General features: G+C 69.4%; 16 protein-coding genes, 1 tRNA gene and 1 pseudogene. 10 read left to right on the forward strand and 8 right to left on the reverse strand.

Annotated features, from left to right (window positions below; all coding sequences use genetic code 11):
• Positions 1-16: 16 nt before the first annotated feature.
• Together ACFU8W_RS19290 and ACFU8W_RS19295 are read right to left on the reverse strand one after the other, a co-directional pair.
• Entirely contained in the window at positions 17-1588 is a 1572-nt protein-coding gene (locus ACFU8W_RS19290) for a sodium:solute symporter family protein (protein ID WP_384038492.1), read from the reverse strand.
• Positions 1589-2008: 420 nt separating this feature from the next.
• Positions 2009-2791, reverse strand: a complete 783-nt coding sequence (locus ACFU8W_RS19295) for an SDR family oxidoreductase (RefSeq protein ID WP_384038495.1) — start codon at positions 2789-2791, stop codon at positions 2009-2011.
• Between the two features lie 80 nt (positions 2792-2871).
• Between ACFU8W_RS19295 and ACFU8W_RS19300 the strand changes: the two genes are divergently transcribed.
• On the forward strand, positions 2872-3711 hold the full coding sequence (locus ACFU8W_RS19300; protein ID WP_384038498.1) for a hypothetical protein: 840 nt from the start codon (positions 2872-2874) through the stop codon (positions 3709-3711).
• Positions 3712-3818: 107 nt separating this feature from the next.
• On the opposite strand, the gene ACFU8W_RS19305 is transcribed toward ACFU8W_RS19300, so the two are convergent.
• The 3 genes from ACFU8W_RS19305 to ACFU8W_RS19315 all read right to left on the reverse strand — a co-directional run bounded on the left by ACFU8W_RS19305 (position 3819) and on the right by ACFU8W_RS19315 (position 6068).
• Positions 3819-4025, reverse strand: a complete 207-nt coding sequence (locus tag ACFU8W_RS19305) for a DUF397 domain-containing protein (protein ID WP_266984619.1) — start codon at positions 4023-4025, stop codon at positions 3819-3821.
• Positions 4026-4262: 237 nt separating this feature from the next.
• A complete protein-coding gene (locus ACFU8W_RS19310) occupies positions 4263-5132 on the reverse strand; it encodes a helix-turn-helix domain-containing protein (protein WP_384038501.1) in 870 nt (289 codons plus the stop codon).
• A gap of 213 nt (positions 5133-5345) precedes the next feature.
• Entirely contained in the window at positions 5346-6068 is a 723-nt protein-coding gene (locus ACFU8W_RS19315) for a GPP34 family phosphoprotein (protein WP_266984623.1), read from the reverse strand.
• Between the two features lie 193 nt (positions 6069-6261).
• Between ACFU8W_RS19315 and ACFU8W_RS19320 the strand changes: the two genes are divergently transcribed.
• The 6 genes from ACFU8W_RS19320 to ACFU8W_RS19345 all read left to right on the forward strand — a co-directional run bounded on the left by ACFU8W_RS19320 (position 6262) and on the right by ACFU8W_RS19345 (position 15770).
• Positions 6262-8907: a D-alanyl-D-alanine carboxypeptidase gene (locus ACFU8W_RS19320; RefSeq protein WP_384038504.1), complete on the forward strand. Its 2646-nt coding sequence runs from the start codon at positions 6262-6264 to the stop codon at positions 8905-8907.
• Between the two features lie 186 nt (positions 8908-9093).
• Positions 9094-10956: an MFS transporter gene (locus ACFU8W_RS19325; protein WP_384038507.1), complete on the forward strand. Its 1863-nt coding sequence runs from the start codon at positions 9094-9096 to the stop codon at positions 10954-10956.
• Between the two features lie 93 nt (positions 10957-11049).
• Positions 11050-11994 carry an adhesin gene (locus ACFU8W_RS19330; RefSeq protein ID WP_384038509.1) on the forward strand — a complete coding sequence of 315 codons (945 nt, stop codon included), beginning with the start codon at positions 11050-11052 and terminating at the stop codon, positions 11992-11994.
• A gap of 361 nt (positions 11995-12355) precedes the next feature.
• Positions 12356-13165 carry an isocitrate lyase/phosphoenolpyruvate mutase family protein gene (locus tag ACFU8W_RS19335; RefSeq protein ID WP_384038512.1) on the forward strand — a complete coding sequence of 270 codons (810 nt, stop codon included), beginning with the start codon at positions 12356-12358 and terminating at the stop codon, positions 13163-13165.
• Positions 13166-13406: 241 nt separating this feature from the next.
• A complete protein-coding gene (locus ACFU8W_RS19340) occupies positions 13407-14462 on the forward strand; it encodes a magnesium and cobalt transport protein CorA (RefSeq protein ID WP_384038515.1) in 1056 nt (351 codons plus the stop codon).
• Positions 14463-14930: 468 nt separating this feature from the next.
• Positions 14931-15770: a DUF5707 domain-containing protein gene (locus tag ACFU8W_RS19345; protein ID WP_384038518.1), complete on the forward strand. Its 840-nt coding sequence runs from the start codon at positions 14931-14933 to the stop codon at positions 15768-15770.
• A gap of 88 nt (positions 15771-15858) precedes the next feature.
• Here ACFU8W_RS19345 and ACFU8W_RS19350 read toward each other — a convergent pair.
• A pseudogene (locus tag ACFU8W_RS19350) lies at positions 15859-16079 on the reverse strand (hypothetical protein); the annotation flags it as partial.
• A gap of 885 nt (positions 16080-16964) precedes the next feature.
• On the opposite strand from ACFU8W_RS19350, the gene ACFU8W_RS19355 reads away from it, so the two are divergent.
• Together ACFU8W_RS19355 and ACFU8W_RS19360 are read left to right on the forward strand one after the other, a co-directional pair.
• Entirely contained in the window at positions 16965-17183 is a 219-nt protein-coding gene (locus ACFU8W_RS19355) for a hypothetical protein (protein ID WP_384038521.1), read from the forward strand.
• Between the two features lie 113 nt (positions 17184-17296).
• Positions 17297-17815 carry a hypothetical protein gene (locus ACFU8W_RS19360; protein ID WP_384038524.1) on the forward strand — a complete coding sequence of 173 codons (519 nt, stop codon included), beginning with the start codon at positions 17297-17299 and terminating at the stop codon, positions 17813-17815.
• A gap of 420 nt (positions 17816-18235) precedes the next feature.
• On the opposite strand, the gene ACFU8W_RS19365 is transcribed toward ACFU8W_RS19360, so the two are convergent.
• Positions 18236-18308, reverse strand: a tRNA-Arg gene (locus tag ACFU8W_RS19365).
• A gap of 388 nt (positions 18309-18696) precedes the next feature.
• Between ACFU8W_RS19365 and ACFU8W_RS19370 the strand changes: the two genes are divergently transcribed.
• Positions 18697-20481 carry a class I adenylate-forming enzyme family protein gene (locus tag ACFU8W_RS19370; RefSeq protein WP_384038527.1) on the forward strand — a complete coding sequence of 595 codons (1785 nt, stop codon included), beginning with the start codon at positions 18697-18699 and terminating at the stop codon, positions 20479-20481.
• Here the strand turns inward: ACFU8W_RS19370 and ACFU8W_RS19375 are convergent, their stop codons facing one another.
• Complete coding sequence (locus ACFU8W_RS19375; RefSeq protein ID WP_384038530.1) at positions 20482-21759, reverse strand: M6 family metalloprotease domain-containing protein; 1278 nt, start codon at positions 21757-21759, stop codon at positions 20482-20484.
• Positions 21760-22009: the final 250 nt, after the last annotated feature.

Here is a 22009-nt window from a genome sequence, read left to right on the forward strand (position 1 = left end):
CACCTGGCTGAGGGGATCAGTCCTTCACACCCTCCGCGACCGCGGCGTCGCCGGAACCGGCCTGCGCCGGAAGCGTTGCGCCCGCGGCGTCCCCGTCGCCGTCCGTGTTGATCTTCTCGATCAGCGCGTCGCGCTCCGGGGTGTCCTCGGGCTTGATGAAGCCGATCAGGACGTAGAGCACCAGCGAGATCGCCAGCGGCAGTGCCACCTGGTACTGGAGCGCGACATCCGTCTTCACCGAACCGTCGAAGTTGTAGTTGGTGAAGTAGAACGCCAGCAGACCCGCCGCCCAGCTGACGAGCGCGGCCGTCGGGCCCGACTTACGGAACCTGCGCAGCAGGCCCAGCATGAACGGGATCGCGATCGGACCCATCAGACCGGCCACCCACTTGATGACGACGGAGATGATGTCCTTGAACGTCGGCGAGTTGATCTGGGTGGCGAGCGCCATCGACAGACCGAGGAAGCCGAGCGTGGACACTCGGGCCGCCAGCAGACCCGTACGGCTGCTCCAGCTGCGGGCCGCCTTCGAGATGACCGGGGCGATGTCCCGTGTGAAGACCGCCGAGATGGCGTTGGCGTCCGAGGAGCACATGGCCATCGTGTGCGAGAAGAAGCCGACGACGACCAGGCCCAGCAGACCGTGCGGCAGCAGCTGCTCGGTCATCAGGGCGTAGCTGTCGGAGGCGTCCGGCTTCTGTGCGTGGACCAGCAGCGGGGCGCACCACATCGGGAAGAACAGGACCGTCGGCCAGACCAGCCACAGCACGGCGGAGAGCCGGGCCGAGCGGGTCGCGGAGGCGGCGGAGTCCGTGGCCATGTAGCGCTGGGCCTGGTTCCACATGCCGCCGTTGTACTCGAAGGTCTTGATGAAGAGGTACGCCAGCAGGAAGGTCACCGTGTACGGGCCGGCCGTCGGGTTCGTGTGGCCCTCGGGCAGCTTGTCCCAGACCGTCCACAGGGTGCTGACGCCGTCGAGCTTGATCATCGCGGTGACGAGCATCGCGATACCGGCGAAGAGCTGGATGACGAACTGTCCCAGCTCCGTGAGGGCATCGGCCCACAGGCCGCCGACCGTGCAGTAGACGGCCGTGATGCAGCCGGTGATGAAGATGCCCTGGGTGATCGTGATACCCGTGAAGACGGAGAGCAGGGTGGCGATGGCCGCCCACTTGGCGCCGACGTCCACGATCTTCAGCAGCAGACCGGACCAGGCGAGCGCCTGCTGCGTCTGGATGTTGTAGCGGTTCTTCAGGTATTCGAGCGGCGACGCGACATGCAGCCGCGAGCGCAGCCGGTTGAGCCGGGGCGCGAAGAGCTGGGCGCCGATGCCGATGCCGATGGCGATCGGCAGCGACCAGGTCACGAACGACGTGACGCCGTACTGGTAGGCGATACCGGCGTACCCGGTGAACATCACGGCGCTGTAGCCGGACATGTGGTGCGAGATGCCGGACAGCCACCACGGCATCTTGCCGCCGGCCGTGAAGAAGTCGCTGACGTTGTCCACACGCTTGTGGGACCAGAGTCCGATCGCGATCATCACGCCGAAGTAGCCGATGAGCACGACCCAGTCGAGACTGTTCATGTGCCCCCTCCTGGGGTCCGCCTTGTGAACGGGGTGCGCACTTCGTCAGTACGGCCGCCCAGCGGGGCCCCGTGCGGGAGCGGGGACATTGGGGATTGAACCGCCTGCTCGGTCCCTCGGTCAAGGTCTTCGGCGATCAGGGATGTGAACATCAATCAGTAAGTCGAACGATTTTACTCGTTCTTGACCTAATGGGGCGTTGTCGTGAACGTGACGGCGGCCACACGATGAGCGGGCACTTCGTCAGGCTGTGCAGAGCAATCACGAGCACTGGAGAGCGCAGAAAGACCGCACGGGATGCGGGTCCCGTGCGGCCGAGAGGAGGAGAGCGGGAGAACAGGAGGGACCGAGGGGAACCGGGACTGTCGCCGATCGCCGCTGCCGGTATCGGCGCATCAGCGCCCTCGTCGCCGCGGCGCCTCAGCGCATCAGTTCGCCGGCGTTGACCAGTAGGGACTGCCCGGTGATCGCCCGGGCCCGGTCGGAGGCCAGGAACACCGCCGCCTCCGCCACATCGCCGTCCGTGGCCAGCTCCGGCAGCGCCATCCGTTCGGTGAGCCTGCCCAGCACCTCGGCCTCCGGCACGCCCTCGGTGTGCGCGGTGAACTGCACGTACGCCTGCACCGGCGGACCCCACATCCAGCCGGGCAGCACGGTGTTCACGCGGATCCGGTGCGGACCGAATTCCCGCGCCATGGAGTACATCGCCGAGGTGAGCGCGCCCTTCGACGCCGCGTACGCCGCCTGCTGCACCTGGGAGGGCGCGGCGACCGACGACTGCGTGCCGATGACGACGACGGAGCCTCCCCGCTCCTTCAGTCCGGGCAGGCAGGCGCGCGTCATCCGCAGCGTGCCGAGCAGATTGACGTCGATCACCGACTGCCAGGTGGCGAGGTCCGCGTCCTCGACCCCGCCGAAGTAGCTGTCCCAGGCCGCGACATGGACCACCGCGTCGATCCGCCCGAACCGCCTCAGCGCCAGCCCGGCGAGCGCCTCGCACTGCGCCTCGTCGGTGATGTCGGTGGCCTGATGGGCCGTGTGCCGGCCCCCGGGATCGATCTCGGCGGCCGACTTGGCGAGATTGGCCGCGGTACGCGCTCCGAGGACGGCGCTCCCGCCGTCCCGTACCACCGTCGCTGCGATCTGATGACCCAGCCCGGCGCCCACACCGGACACGATGACGGTCTTCCCCGCGAGCAGCATCGGGTGCCTCCCGGCTCTGGCAGTTCTTCTGACGGGGCGTCAGAGTAGGACGCTGCAGCGGAGTACGGAAGGGGAACGGCATGAGCGACGAGACGCGCAGCGATACGTACGCCGAACTGGCCGCGCTGGGGCCGTACGGAGTCCATCCCGGCCACGCGCTGATCACCATGGTGGAACCGCACCCGGGCCATGAGTACGCGTACAACCGCTGGTACGAGGACGACCACTACTACGCGGGCGCCATGGCGATGCCCTGGATGTTCGCCGGGCGGCGCTGGGTGGCCACCCGGGAGCTCCAGGAGCTGCGTTATCCGGAGAAGTCCGCGGTCGCGCAGCCGGTCGGCGCCGGGTGCTATCTGTCCACGTACTGGGTGACGGACGGGCGCTACGACGACCACATGAAGTGGACTGTCGGGATCAACAAGCGGCTGAACCGGGACGGCCGGGTCTATCAGGACCGCACGCATGTGTTCACCGCGTTCCAGGACCACGAGGCGACGGTCTACCGGGACGGCGCCGCCGGCCCCCGGGACCATCACGCCCTCGACCACCCGTACCGCGGGCTCGTGCTGCAGGTGATCGACGCCGAAGGGGCCGGGCAGCGGTCGGAGCTGCTGGAATGGCTGCGCTCCCGGCATCTGCCGAAGCGGCTCGGCGGCTCACCGGCGGCGATGGTGACCGTCTTCCGCCCCACGCCGCTGCCGGGTGACCGGATGACCTATGTGAAGCAGGTCGAGGGCGTCGACACCCGGCTCACCCTGCTCTGGTTCCTCCAGGAGGACCCGCGGGAGTGCTGGGCGGAGCACTTCACCGGTCTCGACGCGGCGGTTGCGGAATCCGGCCTGGGGCGGGTGGAGTTGGTGGCGCCGTTCATCCCGACCGTGCCCGGCACGGACAGGTACGTGAATCAGCTGCGCTGAACGGACCGTCCGGCGGTGGGCCCCCTCGGCCAGGACGGCGGACCGGTCGAGAGGGCCTCCTGCGGCACCGTTTCGGTGCCGCACCGCATTCTGTGGGTGGGCATGGGTCAGACGTCGACGGAGCCCTTGGCGATGTCGGACACAAAGGCATTCCACGCACCGGGCACGAAGGTGATCGAAGGGCCCTCGGGGGCCTTCGAGTCGCGGACCGCAATCGACTGGACGAGGGGGGACTTGACCTCGACGCAAGCGCCGTTGCCCCCGGAATACGACGACTTCGTCCAATTGTCCGTGGCGCCCTGACGAATAGCCATGTTCACTCCGGTTCGGATTCAGAGAGTTGTGTGACTCGCACCAACTGCGCATCTGTTGGCGTGATCGACGCTACTCGCCAACATCGCTGGGTGAGAGGGGTGTTCACTCGACCGGATGGCATATTCCATACGGGTCTTCCGCTTTGATGCGGCGACGGTGTACCGTGCCGTCGCCTCACCCTTAACATCGTTCCTTTTCCCGCATACCGGACTTTGCGGAATTTCTGGTTCAGTCGGTCAGTCGGTGCTGAGCTGGGCGTACGTCTTCGCGATGTCGGCGATGTAGTGCCGGGTCTGCTCCACGTTCAGTGCCTGCGCCCGCAAGTGCTCGTACATGACGCTGTACCGATGCACATCATTGGCTTTCTCCAGATAGAGGTCGCTGGTGACGCCCTCGATATAGACGACGCTGGAGTCCGCGGTATCCGGGAATTCCAGAATGGCGTACTGCCCGTTGATGCCCGGGTGGGCGCCCATGTCGAACGGCAGCACCTGAATCGTCACATGGGGCAGGTGCGACAGCTCGACGAGCTGTTCCAGCTGCTCGATCATGACCTGCCTGCCACCGACCATCCGGCGCAGCGCGGCCTCGTCGACGACCGCCCAGAGCCGCAGCGGCCCCTCCTGGGTGGTGATCCGGTCCTGGCGGCGCGCACGGACGCTGACGCGCTTGTCGATGTCGGTCTGCGGTGCCTCCGGCAGCGCGCCGTTGATCAGTGCCTCGGCGTAACTCCGGGTCTGCAACAGGCCGGGGACCACCTGCGGTTCGTACACCCGCAGTGACTCGGCGTCGGTCTCCAGACCGATGTAGACGCTGTACGGGATGTCGCCGAAGGCATGCCACCAGCCCTGCTGGCGGGAGTCCTTGGCCATCTGCATGAGCGAGTCGACGATCCGGTGGTCCTCGACCTCGTACACCCCGCAGAGATCGCGGACATCGCGCTGGCTGATCGAACGGCGGCCGTTCTCCAGGCGGCTGATTTTCGACTGCGAGACCAGCAGTCGCTCCGCCACCTCCTCGGCCGTCATGCCCTTGAGTTCGCGCAGTCGGCGCAATTCCTGGCCCAACCGGCGTCGCCTGACGGTGGGATTGACGTTGGACGGCACGGAAACGGCACCTCCGGCTGTGTAGCTGTGCGTATCTACTGCTCAGCAGATTGCCACCCGTGGGGCCGGTTGCGCTGGGAAATGGCCACACGCAGGCGCGCGGGGCAGCCGGTGGACGGCTGCCCCGCGCGTGGTGCGGCTCCCGAACCGGGTCTTGGGGACGTCGGTGCGGCGGTATGCGGTTCTGTTGGTGCGGTGGTGCGGTGCGCTGCCCTAGTGGGCAACGGTGTGCACCATGCTGTCGCGACGGGACTGCGACTGCACTTGCGGTTGCAACGGCCCTCCCGCCGCCTGGTTGCGGCGCGGCTGGGCGATCGCCCCGTTCTGGACGTCCATCACGGCGTGCGCCACGAGACCGCCCATCGGGTCGTGTCTGATCAGGTCCCGGAGCCGGGAGCGCGATGAGCGCCCCTCGTTCCCGGGGTAGAGGTGCTTGCCGAGTCCGACCGCGTGGGCCAGTGCGGCGAGCGCCGCGGTCCGCGGGTCCGGCGGTACACCGGTGCGGATCGCACTGTCCAGCCGGGATCTGATCTCCCGGCTGATCGCCGTGTCCGTCGCCTGGTAGCGAGTCGTCGGCAGAACCCCGCACATCTGGCCCGCCACGGCATGCACCATGCCGCACCGCTCCAGATGCGAGAGATAGGTCTGGCGCAACCCCAGTCGGGGCCCGCCTATCCAGTGGACGGCCCGAACCGGGCTGCCGCGTCGGCGCAGCAGTTCCAGTGCGGAGTCCAGTGTCGGATCTCCTGTCGGCCGTGGCATCACCACGGCGATACGATCCCCGTCAGGGGCTATCCGTCCTGCCAGAGCCAGCTCCACTAGCTGAGCTCCGGCGAGGCCGAGGTCGAGCGACTGCGGCTGCGCTGTGGTACCCGTGGTCGGGTCCAGAGCGAGCAGCAGAAGCTCCTCCGGAATTGTTCTGCGGCTCCTGCCCATCCATGCCTCCCCGCGTGGATGAATGACAGGGTGACCCCTCTCACATTGGTCTGTCGAGAGTGCCTGGGTGCTTCGTACGGGAACCAGTAGGTATGTCGTTCTCGTCTAGCAGCGCGGCCGAGGGTTCACACAGGACACTGGTAGATGGTTCGGACAGCGCGGGGGGGACCCCGCAGCGCAGGAGGAGGCATCGGTGGCGGGCGAGTCCCCCGACAAGTCGGAGCAGCAGAAGTCGTCGGGAACGGCTCGGAGCGAAGGCGATCCGCGGCTTGCCGTCTTCCGTGAACCGGCCTCCCCGGCGGAGTCCGGCGGCAAGCAGGACACGGCGACGGCGGTCTTCCGTACGAAGCCGGTCGAGAACGGTGAGGACGCGGAGCACGCCGAGGGCGTCGAGGGCACGGAGAACGCCTCTGAGGGCCCCGAGGCGGCCTCCACGCCATCCGGGCCCGCCGAGCCCGAGGAGGGCGACGCGCGGCTGCGTGCGGCGGTGGCTGCGTGGGTGGGGAAGGGTGACGAGGACGCCGCAGGCGCTGCTGCCGAGGAACCCGAGGCCGCCGAGGCCGACGATGACGCCGATGACGCTGCGAAGCCCGAGACGGTCGCGGAGAGCGACACGCCCGCGCCGGCGGACGAGGCGGGCGAGAGCGCGACGGACTCCGCCGACGCGACCGCGGACGAAGCGGCTGCATCGAGCGCGGACGCGGCGGATGCGGCTGAAGTGGCGGACGACGCCGCGGAAGCAGACGCCGACACCCATCACGATGCGGATGACGAGGCCGCCGACAAGCCTGCGGCGTCCGGTGATGCCGCAGCCGCAGCCGCAGCCGCTGACGAGGACGCAGCCGCAACCACTGATGCGGACGAGGGCGAGGGCGAGGACGAGGACGAGGACGAGCCTGCGGTCTCCGGCGACGCCTCCGACGAGACCCGTGTCTCCGAGGGGCGCGAGGAGAACCGTGCCTCGGACTCCGAGGTCTCCGAAGACGCGACGGACTCCGAGGGCAACAAGAGCGCCGGTGACAGCGAGCCCGCGGCGGCCGACGACGCCGGTGGCGACGCGGCCAAGGGTGCGGACGCCGACGTCGTGGACCCCGCCGAGGACGCCGGCGACGCCGGTGACAGCGAACCCGCGGCGGCCGACGACGCCGATGACGACGCCGATGACGACGCGGCCAAGGGCGCCGAGGTCACCGGCGCGGACGTCGCGGACCCTGCCGAGGACGCCGACGGCACCGAGCCCCCTGCGGACAAGCGCGGAATCGATCAGCCCACGGCCGTCTTCAAGGCGATCCGGCGCGACCGGATCGACCAGCCGACGACCGCGCTGAAGGTCACCCGCCCCTCGGCGAAGCCCGAGGAGAAGCCGGAGTCCGAGAGCCCCGCCGAGCGCACCAGCCAGTTCGTACCGCTCCGCCGCGACGACGCCCGCCCCGCCCCGGCGCCCCGCAAGCCCGAGACGACTGGATCCGCAGCCGCCCCGGCCGCCCGGCCGAGCTCTGCCTCGGCCCCCGCTCCCTCGCTCAGCGGAGCCGAGCGCACCCGGCAGCAGCCGATGCCGCCCAGGCCGCCGCTCGACCTGCTGGCCGAGCTGACGAACACGCCCCCGCCCCCGGAGACGCCGGTCCGTACCGCCGTTCGCCGGGTCAAGATCTGGACCCCGCTGGTCCTGCTCCTCCTGGTCGTATTTGCGATCGTGCAGGCCGTGCGCCCGTTGCCGGCCCCCGAGCTGCAGCTGACGGCGAAGCCGACGTACACCTTCGAGGGCGGGAAGCCGTCGCTGCCGTGGCCGAGCGAGGGCCAGGGCTACATGGCGGCGACCGGTCTCGGCACAGTGGACTCGTTCGGCGAGCAGAAGGCCGTGCCGATCGGCAGTGTGGCCAAGGCGATGACCGCGTACGTCGTCCTCAAGGACCACCCGCTGAAGAAGGGCAAGGCGGGTCCGTCCATCACGGTCGACGCCAAGGCGGAGTCGGACGGCAAGCTGGACTCGGCGGGCGAGTCGACCCTCAACACCGTGAAGGCCGGCGACAAACTCACCGAGCAGCAGGCCCTGGCCGCCATAATGATCCCGTCCGCCAACAACATCGCGCGGCTGCTCGCGCGCTGGGACGCGGGTTCCGAGCAGGCGTTCGTCAAGAAGATGAACGACACCGCCAAGTCGCTCGGCATGAAGAACACCACATACACCGACCCGTCCGGGCTCAAGGAGACGACGGTGAGTTCGGCCGAGGACCAGGTGAAGCTCGGTCAGAAGCTGGTGGAGATCCCGGCGTTGATGGCGATCACGCAGCTGCCCTCGTGGACCGACCCGTCGGGCAGGAACTGGCGGAACTACAACACCCTCGTCCCGTACAACGGCGCGCTCGGCATCAAGACCGGCTCCACCACCAAGGCCGGCGGCAACCTGCTCTTCGCCGCGCACAAAATGATCGGCGACACCGATCAGCTGATCGTCGGCGCGGTGCTGGGCCAGCACAGGCCGCCCATCATCGACACGGTCAACGCGGTCAGCAAGGAAGTGATGGTCGCGACGGAGGACCTGCTGAAGAGCGGGAAGGTCGTCAAGAAGGGCGATGTCGTCGGCAGGGTCGACGACGGGCTCGGAGGTACGGTCCCGGTCGTCGCGACCGAGGACGTGGAGGCGGTCGGCTGGCCCGGTCTGACGGTCAGGATCGAACTGACCGACGACGGGGGGACGATCCCGCACTCGGCGGCCGCCGGAACCCATGTGGGCACGCTCACCGTCGGTGAGGGGACCAGTCAGGTGAAGGTCGCGGTGGCGCTGCAGAGCGATCTGGCGGAGCCCGGCTTCGGCCAGAAGCTGACCCGCATCAGCTGACGCGGGCCGGGGAAGGGGGTGCCGATCCCGGCACCCCCTTTCCCGTTGCGCACGTGTTAGCGTCCCCGGACAACCGGGCAGCGCCGGACCGCGTCCTCACACGTGTACCGAATGGGGGCACGGGGGGCACGGGCACGAAGTACGGGGACAGGGGTACGGGGCCGGCGGAGACGGGGAGAGACCGTAGTGACCACCGCGGAGCCGAGATCCGGCCGTACAGCGGCCGGGAGCAGCGATGTGCGAGGCGACGTGACGAGCGGCAGCGGTGGCGGGGACACAGGCGTCCGGCTGCCGGCCCCGCGTACCCCCGAACCCCGGGCCGAGGTGCCGCGGCGGACCCGCGCCCAGCGGCTGCTGCGTCACCCCGTCACCATCGCGACGGCGGCCGCCGCGGTCACCCACATCCTCTGGTTCTTCTTCTTCGCGAACAGCGGCGGCGACCTCGCGGCGCAGGATGCCTGGGCCGAGTTCGTCGGCCGGCATCCGGGCACCGCGTACAACCTCGCCTGGTACGGGGGCATGCACCCCGTCTCGTACAGCGTCGTGTCGCCGTATCTGATGTCGGTGCTCGGCGTCCGTACGACGATGATGATCGCCGGGACGGTGTCGGCGGGGCTGACCGCGCTGATCCTGGTCCGGGTCCCGGCCGTCCGTAACCCGCTCGCCTGCTCGCTCGCCGGGGTGTTCGCGTTCCTGTGCAACGCAATGTCCGGGCGGGTGACGTTCGGGCTCGGCATGATGTTCGCCCTGGGCGCGGTGGCCGCGGTGTTCTGCTGGCCGTACCGGTGGCGCCACAAGCGCTGGGCGAAGGCGGCCGTCACCGCGCCGCTCGCCGGTCTCGCCACCGCGGGCAGCCCTGTCGCGGGACTTTTCCTCGGCGTGGTGGCGGCGGCGCTGTTCCTGAACAAGCGGCGCCCGGGGGCGTACGCGCTGGGACTGGCACCGGTCGCGGTGGTGGCGCTGTCCTCATGGCTGTTCCCGTTCTCGGGTACACAGCCGATGTCGATCGCGACGCTGTCGTTGCCGTTCCTCTTCGCCGTCCTCGTCTTCTTCCTCGTGCCCCGCGAGTGGAGCACGGTCCGTACCGCCGCTGCCGTCTACGGGGTCGGGACGCTGCTGACCTATGTGATCGATTCGCAGATAGGGTCGAACGTCACGCGGATGGCGATGCTGTTCGCCGGGGTGGCGCTGCTTGCCGCGCTGCCGTACGCGGTGCCGCGATCCCGCCGCTGGTACGCGCTCCTCCTCGCGTTCGTCGGCATGAACGTCTGGATCGGTATCAAGGGTGCCGACGACATCGTCCGCACCGCCCCCGCCGCCTCCTGGACGCGCGAATTGGCGCCGCTCGTCAACGAGCTCCAGACCATCGGCGCGGAGCGGGGCAGGGTCGAGGTGGTGCCCGCCAGCAGCCACCGGGAGGCGTCCGCGCTCGCGCCGTACGTCAACCTGGCCCGCGGCTGGAACCGGCAGGCCGACATGGAGCGCAACCCGCTCTTCTACGACGACACCCTGAACCCTGTGAACTACCGCCAGTGGCTCGACCGCTGGGCCGTGCACTACGTGGTGCTGCCCAAGGGAGAACCGGACGCCACCGGCGCGGTGCAGGAGGCGGAGCTCGTCCGGAAGGGGCAGCCGTATCTGCGCAAGGTCTGGTCCGACTCCAACTGGCAGCTCTTCGAGGTCGACAGCCCGGTGCCGCTGGCCGATCCGCCGGCGACCGTCGACCGGGCCGGTGCGGGCGAGCTGACCATCCATGTGAAGCGGGCGGGCCGGGTGCTGATCCGGATTCCGTACTCGCGCTGGCTCGCCCTGGTCGACGACGAGGGCAAGAGCGTGGAACGCCCGCAGGAGACCGAGGCGTCCAAGCAGCGCACGGACCAGGACAGCCCGCGGACCTTCGTCAACACCAACGGCTGCCTGATCAAGGTGGACGAGGACGCGGACGGCGACGAGTGGACGGAACTGCTCGCGCCGCGCGCCGGGGTGTACCGGCTGGCGGCGCCGTACCAGCTCTCGCCCGGCACCCCGTGCCCGGAAGAGCTGCGCTGAGCGGGCGCGGACGAGGGCACAGACAGGAAGACGGCAGGCAGATCGTGCACGGTCTCTCCCTCTGGGTCCCGTGCCCTGGCATGGTGTGCTGCCATGAGGTGCCAACAGTGCGGTGGCGAACAGCGAGGTTCGCTGCCGGGATTGGTCTGTCCGGACTGCGGATCGGTGGCCCGCTCCGTCGGCGGAGACGGTTCCTGGATCGCCCGCGAGACACTCGCGGGCCGGATATCCACGCTGCCGCGACGCAGAAAGGCCCTGCTGGCGGCAGGAGTTGTCGTGGTGGCGGGGTCACTCGTCACGGGTGGCTCGCTCCTCGCGTCGGACGGCGGCGGCACGCGTACAGGGGCGATGGGCCGCGTCGGAGAACCGCAGGACGGCCTCGGGGGCGGCGCCCCCACCCGGATCGGCCCGTCGGGCACGGAGAGCCCGGACCCGGACCCGACCCCGGCACCCTCCGGCTCCCCGGCATCGCCGAGCCCGTCACCGAGTCCCTCCCGTCCCCCCGAGCCGTCGCCCGGGAAGGCGGGTTACGCGTACACCGCCTGGGCGGGCCCCGGCTGCACGACGGGCGCGTACCGCGAACACGGCCGGTACGAGGACGATGACGACGGCTGGTACACGGTCGACTCGGGTGGATACCGGGGGAGTTCGTGCGACGGACGGTTCAGCGCCCTGCCGATGTCCGGCAGCCCGACCGAGGACCGGGGCAACACCGCCACCTGGTCCTGGCACCTGGGCAGCGGCTACCGGGAGTGCGCGCTGACGGTCTTCGTACCGAGCAGCGGCCGCGACCGCGATGTCGCGGGCAACCCCACCGTGTACCGGGTGCTCTCGGACCCCGACGACGCGGACTCCGCCTACACCGGCTTCGCCGTACGCCAGACCGCGCACCGCGGCAGACCCGTCGACGTCAGCAGCTACCCGGTCAAGGGCAACACCTTCGCGGTGCAGCTGGTCGACCGGGGGCGCGACTGGGGCGACGAGGAACTGGTGGGCGCACACCACGCCGCCGCGCAGATGAAGGTGGCCTGCCGCTGAGGGCACGGGGCTGCTGAGCCCACACCCGCCCGCAGGTCGAACGCGGCCGGTGAGGCGCGGCCCGAACCGGTCGGCGCGCAGGAGCGCCGAGGGGGCCCGACGGGCGATTCCCGCACAGCGTGGCGACGGCTCGTCCCGGCGCGACCGGGAGAGCGGGGGCCACGTGCTGCACAGCGCGAAGGCCACCTCCCCGTGCATCGCGGAGCTCGGCCGGGTCCACATCCAGCAGGAGGGCCACTGGTGCCCGGCCTGCATCGCTCCCGGGCCGCCGCCCGGGAGCGAGACGCATGACGTCGTCCTGAGCGGCGCGTCGCGACACACTTCGGCGACGGCCGAAGAGTCGCCCCCCTAGCGTTGAACCATGACCGACTCCGGCGACATCACCGCCTCCGCCGCCTTCACGGCGTTCACCGCTCTGCACCGCACGCCGGAGGCGGCGCCACTGCTGCTGCCCAACGCCTGGGACCACGCCTCCGCGACGGCCCTGGCCGAACAGGGCTTCCCCGCCATCGGCACCACCAGCCTCGCGGTGGCCGCGGCGGCCGGACTGCCGGACGGCACAGGGGTGACGCGAGCGGACACCCTGCTCCTGGCCCGGCGGCTGGGCGCAGGCCCGTACTTCCTCTCGGTGGACGCCGAGGGCGGGTTCGGCGACGATCCGTCGGAGGTGGCCGAGCTGGCCCGGGACCTGGCGGACGCGGGGGCGGTCGGCATCAATCTGGAGGACGGCAGGGCCGACGGCACGCTCGCCCCCGTGGACCTGCACGCGGCGAAGATCGCGGCGGTGAAAGCCGCCGTGCCGCACCTCTTCGTCAACGCGCGCACCGACACGCACTGGCTGGGCGCAGAGCTGACGGCCGGGACGATGCACCGGCTCGACGCCTATCAACAGGCGGGCGCCGACGGAGTGTTCGTCCCCGGCCTGACCGACGCGGCGGCGATCGCCGCGCTGGTCAAGGACCTCGACGCGCCGCTCAACATCCTCTACTCCCCGTCCGGCCCCACGGTTGCGCAACTCGGCGACCTGGGGGTGAGCAGGGTGAGCCTGGGATCGCTGCTGTACCGGGCGGCGCTGGGCGCGGCGCTGGGGGCGGCGGCGGAGATCAGGGCGGGCCGGGCGGTGAGCGGAGACGTACCGACGTACGCACAGGTACAGAACCTCAGCACGTGACCGTCCGCCCGGCCCCGCTTGATCCCCCGGCCGGCACCTCCCCGAAGCCACCGAAGCCGCCGGGCCCGCCGACCGAGAGCGAGCCGAAGGACGCGGATCCCGTCGAGGTGACACCGCCTGCGCCCGCCTTCTGTCCTGCGCCGTGACCGGTCGGAGGCAACCATGGATGTAGGGCAGCCGCGGCGGGCGCCGTCGGTGGGCGAGCGGTGGTGCACGTCGGCCGGACGCGAGGAGGAACGCCATGATCGTCGACTGCGCGCACTACCGCGACGGGCGTCGGCAGCAGGAGGGCTCGATGCCACTGGAGCAGGCCGCCGCCCGCTGCAGGCAGGGCGGCTTCGTCTGGCTGGGCCTCTTCGAGCCCGGCCAGGAGGAAATGGACAACGTGCGCAAGTGCTTCGGACTGCACGAACTCGCCGTCGAGGATGCCCGGACCTCCCACCTCCGGCCGAAGGCGGAGCGGTATGAGGACGGCACCGAGCTGATCATCCTGCGCACCGCTCGCTACGACGACGAGCGCGAGGAGATCGACACCGGCGAGATCAGCGTCTTCCTCGCGGAACACTTCGTGATCACCGTTCGCCAGGGCATCGCCAGCGAGCTGCACGGCGCCCGTGCCCGGCTCGAGCGCCGCTCCGAGCTGCTGCGGGCCGGTACCGCCTCAACCCTGTGGGCGATCCTCGACCAGGTCGTCGACAGCTACGCGCCGGTCGTCGCGGAACTCGACCGCGACATCGAGCAGATCGAGGCCACGGTGTTCTCCGGGGTGGTGGCACCGACCGAACGGATCTACTTCCTGCGTCGTGAGGTCACCGACTTCTACCGCGCCGTGCACCCGCTGCTTGCCGTGCTCTCCCGGCAGCTGCAGCCCGGCAAGTACCCGGCCGAGCTCCTGCCGTACTTCCACAACGTTCACGATCACCTGCTGCTGGTCAACGAGGAGGTCGCCGCTCAGCGCGACCTGCTGACCACCGTCCTGGAGGCGAACATCGCGGTGGTCTCCGTCGAGCAGAACAAGATCAACCTCCAGCAGAGCGCCACGATGGAGCGGCTCACGATCGTCGCGACCGTGTTCCTTCCGTTGTCCTTCGTGGTCGGCTTCTTCGGGCAGAACTTCGCCTGGCTGGTCAGGCACATCGACAGCTTCACAGCGTTCCTCGACCTCACGGTCGTCGGACTGCTGCTGCCGACCCTGGTGCTGTACGTCTGGCTACGCCGACGGCATGGTCACCCGGCCCCGCTGATGCCTGAGGCGAGCAACGCCGTCCCGCACCCCCCGACGGCCTCCACGAAGTGAGGACGGCACCGGCTCATGGCGGTTCAGTACAGATCGATGTCCACCGGAAGGGCTGCCGGCCCGGTCATGAGGGCGTAGAGGGCGGAGCGGCGGGCAGGGGCGGCGCGCAGCGGGCCGAAACCGAAGGCGACGGCTGCGACGGCCGGGGCGAAGACCCCGGAGCCGGTGCCCCTCGCTCCGTCGGCGGGACGTCGCCACCGAGTAATTCGACGTGCAGTATTCCGTAACCCGTAATCTGTAATTCCCGATCCGTTACCCATAGTCGGTTAATGGCTATGGGTGGCGGACTCCGTAATAACCCGCATAAATGCTTACTCGAAAAAATTTCACGGAGTCGCACAACCATTCACTGGTGCCCCATGTCTGATCAGTGGAGTCAGCAGACTTCAGAGACTGACTGGATCGGGCGCCGCGGAAGCATGCAACAGAGCTGTCCCGTGCGCCCCTTTTTCAGACGTGGGGAAACACATGCGCATTCGTGCCTCTGTCGCCGCAGTGACAGGCGCCCTGGCCCTCTCCGCCCTCGCCGTTCCGGCGGCGCAGGCGGATGACAGCAACACCGTCTCCTCGTTCACGCAGAGCGTCGAGGCCGACGCGGCGGTCGACCCGGCCGACGACGTCAGCGGAGACACCACGATCTCGAACGTGGTCGTAAACGGCGGCAAGGCCGTCGTCATGGGTGCGACCACGAAGAAGACCTTCACGGTCAGCTTCACCGCCACGGACGACTCGGGCATCGAATGGGCGACCGCGGTGCTGTGGCACGGTTCGACCTTCGACAGCCTCGACGGCGGCGTGGTGCCCAACGAGGACGAGGCCGTCTGCACCAAGGTCAACGACACGACCTCCACCTGCAAGCACACCTTCACTGTCGACGCCAACTACGACCTGCTGAACAAGCTGGCCGGCGGCTGGAAGGTCTGGGCGATCGCTCAGGGCACGGACGCCGACTACGTCCAGAAGGACAACGCCAAGGGCTTCAGCCTGCAGCGCATGTCGAAGCTGACGGTCAACGCGTCCCCGGAGCCGGTGGTGAAGGGCAAGACCATCACGGTCACCGGCGCGCTGACCCGTGCCGACTGGGAGTCGAACAAGTACGTGGGCCTCAGCGGCCAGTCGGTGGTGCTGCAGTTCCGCAAGGCGGGCACCACCAACTACACCAACGTCAAGGGCATCAAGTCGACCACGGGCGGCGCGCTGAAGACCACGGTCACGGCGTCCACCGATGGCTATTACCGCTTCACCTACGCGGGTATCGCGTCCACCGCGACGGTCAGCGCCGCGGGTGACTACATCGACGTGAAGTAAGTCGGCGTGAAGTATGTCGGCGCGAGGCAAGCCGACGTGAAGTAGCCCATGGTCCCGTAGACGCGGGGCCCGTAACGGATTAACGGATTTACGCGGGAAAGCGGCGGTCGACCCACCTCCACACGAGCTCAGGGTGGCCGCCGCCACCACGGCGATATCCACCGCGACCCACGGCATTGTCACTCCGACCAGCTTCAGCGCGAAGAAGTCCTGAAGCCAGGGCACGGCGAGCACCATCAGGAACGCCACGCCCATCGCGGCGACGAGGCAGATTCGCCACCAGGTGGGCCGGGCGACGATCACGAGCACTGCGCGTCCGGAAACCCCTCGGTTGGCGTCACGACCTCGGCCCTGACCGTCATCGACTCGGACACCTGGGCGGTTGCCGTCAGAAGCTCATGTCAAAGGCCCCGGACCATGATCGGTCCGGGGCCTTTTGCCTGGTGCCCCCGGCAGGATTCGAACCTGCGACACCCGCTTTAGGAGTTCCTTCCGGCGGCCCAAGGGCCGGGTATGCGGCTCGCTGGCGTCCTGCGCAGCGTCCGGCATCGACTTTCCTGGTACGGCAGGGTGCACCGGTGTTGCCGTCAAAGACTGCAGTCAGACCAGCGGTCTCGATGTCCTCCGGCGACAGAGTTCTTCAGGTGGTCACGTCACCTGAATGGCTGCCGCGATTCCCGACCATTCCGATCACGTGCCCGAGGGTCGTGGCCCCCGCTCCGACGCTGCCCAAGGGTCGTGGCACCCTGCTCCGATGCTGCCCGAGCGCGGTCCCATAGCGGGCGGCGGTCAACGGCGCATCCCGTCCGACGACACATGATGTGGCGTCAGCCTGTATTTGGCGCAGGGCTACTGAGTTCACGTCAGGCATTGATCTCACGGCCTCAAAGGCAGGTTCGGCAGCCGTGTGGCGGCGCCGCGAACTGGGTCGCTTCTCTACCGCCCTCGGGAGACATCCGCCGAGGTGTCACACACCCACACGAGGGCTGTCACTGTTTGTGCATGAACGAGCACTCTTAGGCTGATCTAGGTACGTTCATAGAGGGTTCTGATCGATCACCCCAGTCCACGCCGGATTGCCCAAGGGGTCCCACCCCAGCTGCATGAATGTCTTCGGTGCCGTTGGGGCCGATCTCAGGCAACCAATGGGCTGCGAAGTCCTTCCGGCACATCCAGTCACACAGGAGGTACGTCATGAGCGCTTTCTCGATCTTCAACGGCTTCGGTGGCCGAGGTGGTGGCCGCGGTGGTGGCCGTGGCGGCTACGGCGGCTACGGCGGCCGTGGCGGCTACGGCGGACGTGGCGGACGTGGCGGCCGTGGCGGCCGTGGCCGCTACGGCGGCGGCTTCGGCGGCGGCTACGGCGGCGGCTTCGGCGGCGGCTACGGCGGCGGCTTCGGCGGCGGCTACTAAGCATCGCCGCCTCACCCGAGGATCGTCATCGGGGGGCGACGGCGCGTCCCGTCCGTCGCCCCCCTTCCGCCGCATGCCCCCACCCGGCTCCCTTCCCGAGAAGGTGACCCCGCTTGGTGGACGCGACACATGCCGACTCGGCTCACATCAAGCCCGTGGCCCCGGCAGCCGAGGACAGTCCAGTGCCCCTTGCGGCGGCCGTGTCTTCGGCCGACGCGTTCCGCCGCTTCTGGCCGTGGGCACGCCCCGACCGGTACTGGCTCGCCGCGAGTGTCGTCCTCCTCATCGCGGGGTCCGCGGGTGAAGTCGCTTCGGTGTGGCTCTTCAAGAACCTGGTCGACCAAGTCCTGATCCCCCACCGGTTCACAGCGTTCCTGCCGCTGGCCGGACTCATGGCCGCCGTGGCTGTGGTCGCGGCGCCACGGCATCCGCTTCGACCATTCGCAGGAAGCGAGCGATCTTCCACAACGCGCTCGGCTACGCGGTCGACGCCGGGCTTCTGCCCCAGAACCCTCCCCCCCCAGGTCCAGTGGAAGGCGCCTGAGCAGGTGGAAGAGGAGCTGGACCCCGCGACGGTGCCTGACCCTCGACAGGCGCTCGCGCTGCTCGATGAACGTAGGGAAAGTCTGTGATCCATGACCCAGTTGTCCGGGTCCCGCGTCGAATGCCGGCGGCCTCGAGGCTGTAGTGCGTGACGGATGGCCCGCCCCGTGGTTTCGCTGCGTGCCGGCACTTTTCGACCTCGACAACACGCTGATCGACCGGCGTGCGGGCCTTGAGGATTGGGTCCCCGCCTTGTGCGCGTTCGGTGCCTGCCCCGGGAGGCGGTGTCCATCATTTGCGATCGGCTCCGGGAGCGGGCCTACCCGAGCGCGGACGCGTCAAGGACGCCGTGGCCGTAGTCCATCGGCCGAAGCGCGTTGTGGTGCCGAAGGATTCGGGTGTCAGTCAACCCGTGTCGCGTAGCGGTCGCCTGCTTGCCAGCTGTGGGTCGTTGCCGTCAAAACGCCCCGGACCATCCCGGCCCGGGGCGTTTCCCCTGGTCACGCTTGTGCCCCCGGCAGGATTCGAACCTGCGACACCCGCTTTAGGAGAGCGGTGCTCTATCCCCTGAGCTACGAAGGCAGGGATCTGTTGGAAACTGTGTCTCAACTCGATCGAACTGATGAACGAGTCATGCAGATTCCCACAGGGTTGCGGTGGCGCAGCTGAAGAGGGCTGAGCCGCCGCGGACAGTGTAGCGGGTGGGGTGTGGTCTGCACTTGGGGTTGTCGGGTGCCTGCTCCCGGCGAGGGTGAGCTGGTGGATCAGGAGCAGATCGGGCGGCGGCTTGGTTGATCCCCAGCTCCAGTGTCGGCGATTCGGGCGTCTGCGCTTCGTTGTCTTCTCCAGGCTGTCGCCGCTCACGTGCGGTCCGATCGAGGGGGAGCGCGGGGCGGGGCGGTGTCTTGACGGGGGGTGGGGGCGGGCATAGCGTCGCGGAGTCCTGAGCAGGCGCTTGGAAAGGTCGTTCGTGCCGCACACCGATCCGACCCCCGCCGCCGCTTCGGCGGCTTCCCCGTCCTCCAGCGACTCGCCCTCCGCTGCCGCAGCATCCGCCGCGCGGATCGACGCCGCGCTCACCGGACCCGGCGCGCCGTTCGCTGTCGTGCGGGCCCAGGACGGCGCGCAGGCGGGCTCTCTCGTCTACGCGAGCGGGCCCAGGACCCTCCGGGAGTTCGCCGAGACCACCTGGGCCTTCGGGGACCAGGCGTTCCTGATCGGTGCCGAGCGCAGCTACTCGTACGGGGAGTTCTTCGCCGCCGCATCCGCACTGGCATGCCGGATGACCGAGGAGTACGGGCTTCGCCCCGGCGACCGGGCCGTCGTCGCGATGCGCAATCACCCCGAGTGGCAGATCGCCTTCTGGGCCGCGCAGTTGGCCGGTCTGGTCGCCGTACCGGTCAACGCCTGGTGGACGGAGGGCGAGTTCGTGTACGCGCTCGACGACTGCGAGCCGCGGGTGCTGCTGGTGGACGGTGAGCGGCTGCCGCGGGTCGCCGCCTGGGCGGAGAAGGCCGGGGCGCGCGTCGTCGTCTTCCACCACCGGGACGGCGCGATGCCGGTGGGGGCCGAGCGGTACGAGGACCTGCCCGCGCCCGACCCGCTTGCTGCACCGCCCGAGGTCGAGATCCGGCCCGAGGACGACGCGACGATCATGTACACCTCGGGCACCACCGGGCGGCCCAAGGGCGCTGTGGCCACCCAGCTCGCCCAGGTGGGGGCCGCACTCAACCCGCGGTTCCACGCGGCCGCTTCCGCGCTGGGCCGCGGGGTCATTCCGGGACAGGGGCCCGCCCCGGTCACGTTGATGACCTTCCCGTTCTTCCATGTCGCCGCGTTCACCAGTTTCTACGCGGCGATGGCGGCGGGCGGCTCGCTCGTGGTCATGCGGAAGTGGGACGCCGAGGAGGCGCTCCGGCTGATCCGGGAGCACGGCGTCACGCACTACGCCGGCGTCCCGGTCACCGCCCTTCAGTTGCTTGCCGCCGCCGAGCGGGCGGACGACCGGCTGGAGAGCCTCCAGATGCTGAACACCGGTGGCGCCGCCGCCCCGCCCGACCTGGTCGCACGGCTCACCGCCCGCTACGGCGAGCGGATCGAGCCGCGCAACGGCTACGGCCTGACCGAGACCAGCGGCGGCGTCCTGGCCAACTTCGGCGCCGACTACCGGCTCCATCCGGGCAGTGTCGGCCGGCCGACACCCGTCACCGAGGTGCGGATCACAGGTCCCGCGGGCGAGGCGCTGCCCGAGGGGGAGATCGGCGAGCTGTGGCTGCGCGGCCAGTCGCTGGTCCGTGGCTACTGGCGCGATGAGGTGGCGACTGCCGAGGCGTTCACGGACGGCTGGTTCCGGAGCGGCGATCTCGCGCTGGTGCGCGACGGGCGGGTCAGCATCGTCGACCGGATCAAGGACATGGTGATCCGAGGCGGCGAGAACGTGTACTGCGTGGAGGTCGAGGCCGCGCTCCACGAGCACCCGGACGTCGAGGACGCGGCGGTGCTGGGGGTGGCGCATCCGGCCCTGGGAGAGGAGGTCGCCGCGGTCGTCCGGCTGCGGCCCGGTGCCACCGTCACGGCCGACGAGCTGCGGGCGCACGTCGGGCGGAGCCTGGCCGCCTTCAAGGTTCCGGCCCATGTCCTCGTGCGGGACGCGCAACTGCCCCGGAACCCGACCGGGAAGATCCTCAAGCGTGAGCTGCGCGGGGTGGTCGACGAGGAGGTCGGCGCCCTCAGGCGCAGCGAGGAGGGGGCGTGATCAGGAGCGGGTGACGCGGACCCGGTAGTTCCCCCTGGAGTCCTTGTCGACGACGGATATGTGTATTCCGTTGGTCCGGTCGGTGAAGGTCTGGCCGGGCTGGAACGGGGCGTCGGAGAGCTCGGCATGCACATTGGGCAGCCGCGTGCAGCCGCCGCTGTCCTTGGTGCTGTCCGCGACGGAGATCGGACCCTGCCCCGTGTCGACGTCGGAGCTGACCTTGTAGATCAGCACGCCGGGTCGGCAGATCGCCTGGTCATTGCCCGCCTGGGTCCGTACCTCCATCGCGTAGCCGGATTCCGCGGTCAGGGGCACGAAGGCCAGCTTCCGGCCGCCGCGGGTGGCAAGGGGCGTGAGGACGTGGTCGGTGGTGCCTGGCTTGGACGCGCAGCTGACCTGGTTCTTGTCGAGCCAGCCGAGCTTCCACTTGTGCCAGCCGAGGAAGTCGTTGTTGGCCCCCCAGTCCTCGGACATGATGTCCCAGTGCCCGACCGAACCGCCGCCCTCCGTGGTGTAGAGGTCGGGCAGGCCGAAGATATGGCCGTTCTCGTGCGGCAGGACGCGGTAGCCGGTCTGTGCGTACGAGCCCGAGCCGTCGTCCTGGCGGCTGTAGATGAAGGACGTGTTGGAGAGCGGGGCGCCGTCCGCGAGCGGCGCGTCGTCGTTGCCGGAGAAGGTCACGGACAGGACGGTGTCCAGGGCGGAGGGCCCGGCGTTCGGTGTGACGAGGATGTTGACCAGGTCGTACGCGCCGAAGTCCACCTTCCGGTCGGCGACGGCCACGATGTCGCGGACCAGGTGCCGGTAGCCCGGCTCGTACGGTGAGCCGCGGTCTATCCCGTAGGCCGAGAACGGCAGAGGCATCCGAAGCCAGCTCTTCACAGGGGCCTCGGGCCGGTAGACGAGCCGGCCGTACGAACTGGTCCGGAACCAGTTGGTGGTCTGCGGGAAGAATTCGGCGAGCCGTTTCATCGCCGACCCCGCTCCCGGCGCGTCCGGGAAGTCGATCATCAGGTTCAGTGCGTGGATCTGGCCCGTGGAATGGGCGTACCCCGTCGGTGTCGGCATCCCCTCCGACATCTGCACGCCCATCGTCGCGGATATCCGGCACGGTCCGACCCCTGCCACCTCGGTGCTGCCCACTGGCCCCGCGCTGGCGCGGCCGGGCGGCGGGAGCGTGCTGCTGGCCGAGGCCAGTGCCCCGATGACCAGGGCACTTGCCCCCGCCAGTGCGACCGGGTGGCGCTGGCTGCGTATCCGGCGGCGGGGCTGCTGCATAGAGGCGCCTTCGGGGTCCGCGGCAGTCGGCCGACCCTGACTGCCCTCTCTGATCACCCTCGGGCGGGCGGTACGGCGCCGCCCGTTGGGTGCGCCGATCGGTGTAATTTCCCTGCCATGAGATGTGGCGCAGGTCACATTGGGGTGGGAAATAACCGGGGATGGATTCCCCGTTTGAACCTGGTGTCCCCCGCTAAACGGGGAGGCGGTCCCCGGTTGCGTGAAGCTGTGCGCACAGGGGCCTTCGCAG

The sequence above is a fragment of the Streptomyces sp. NPDC057565 genome (assembly GCF_042801455.1).
Lineage (GTDB): Bacteria > Actinomycetota > Actinomycetes > Streptomycetales > Streptomycetaceae > Streptomyces > Streptomyces yanii.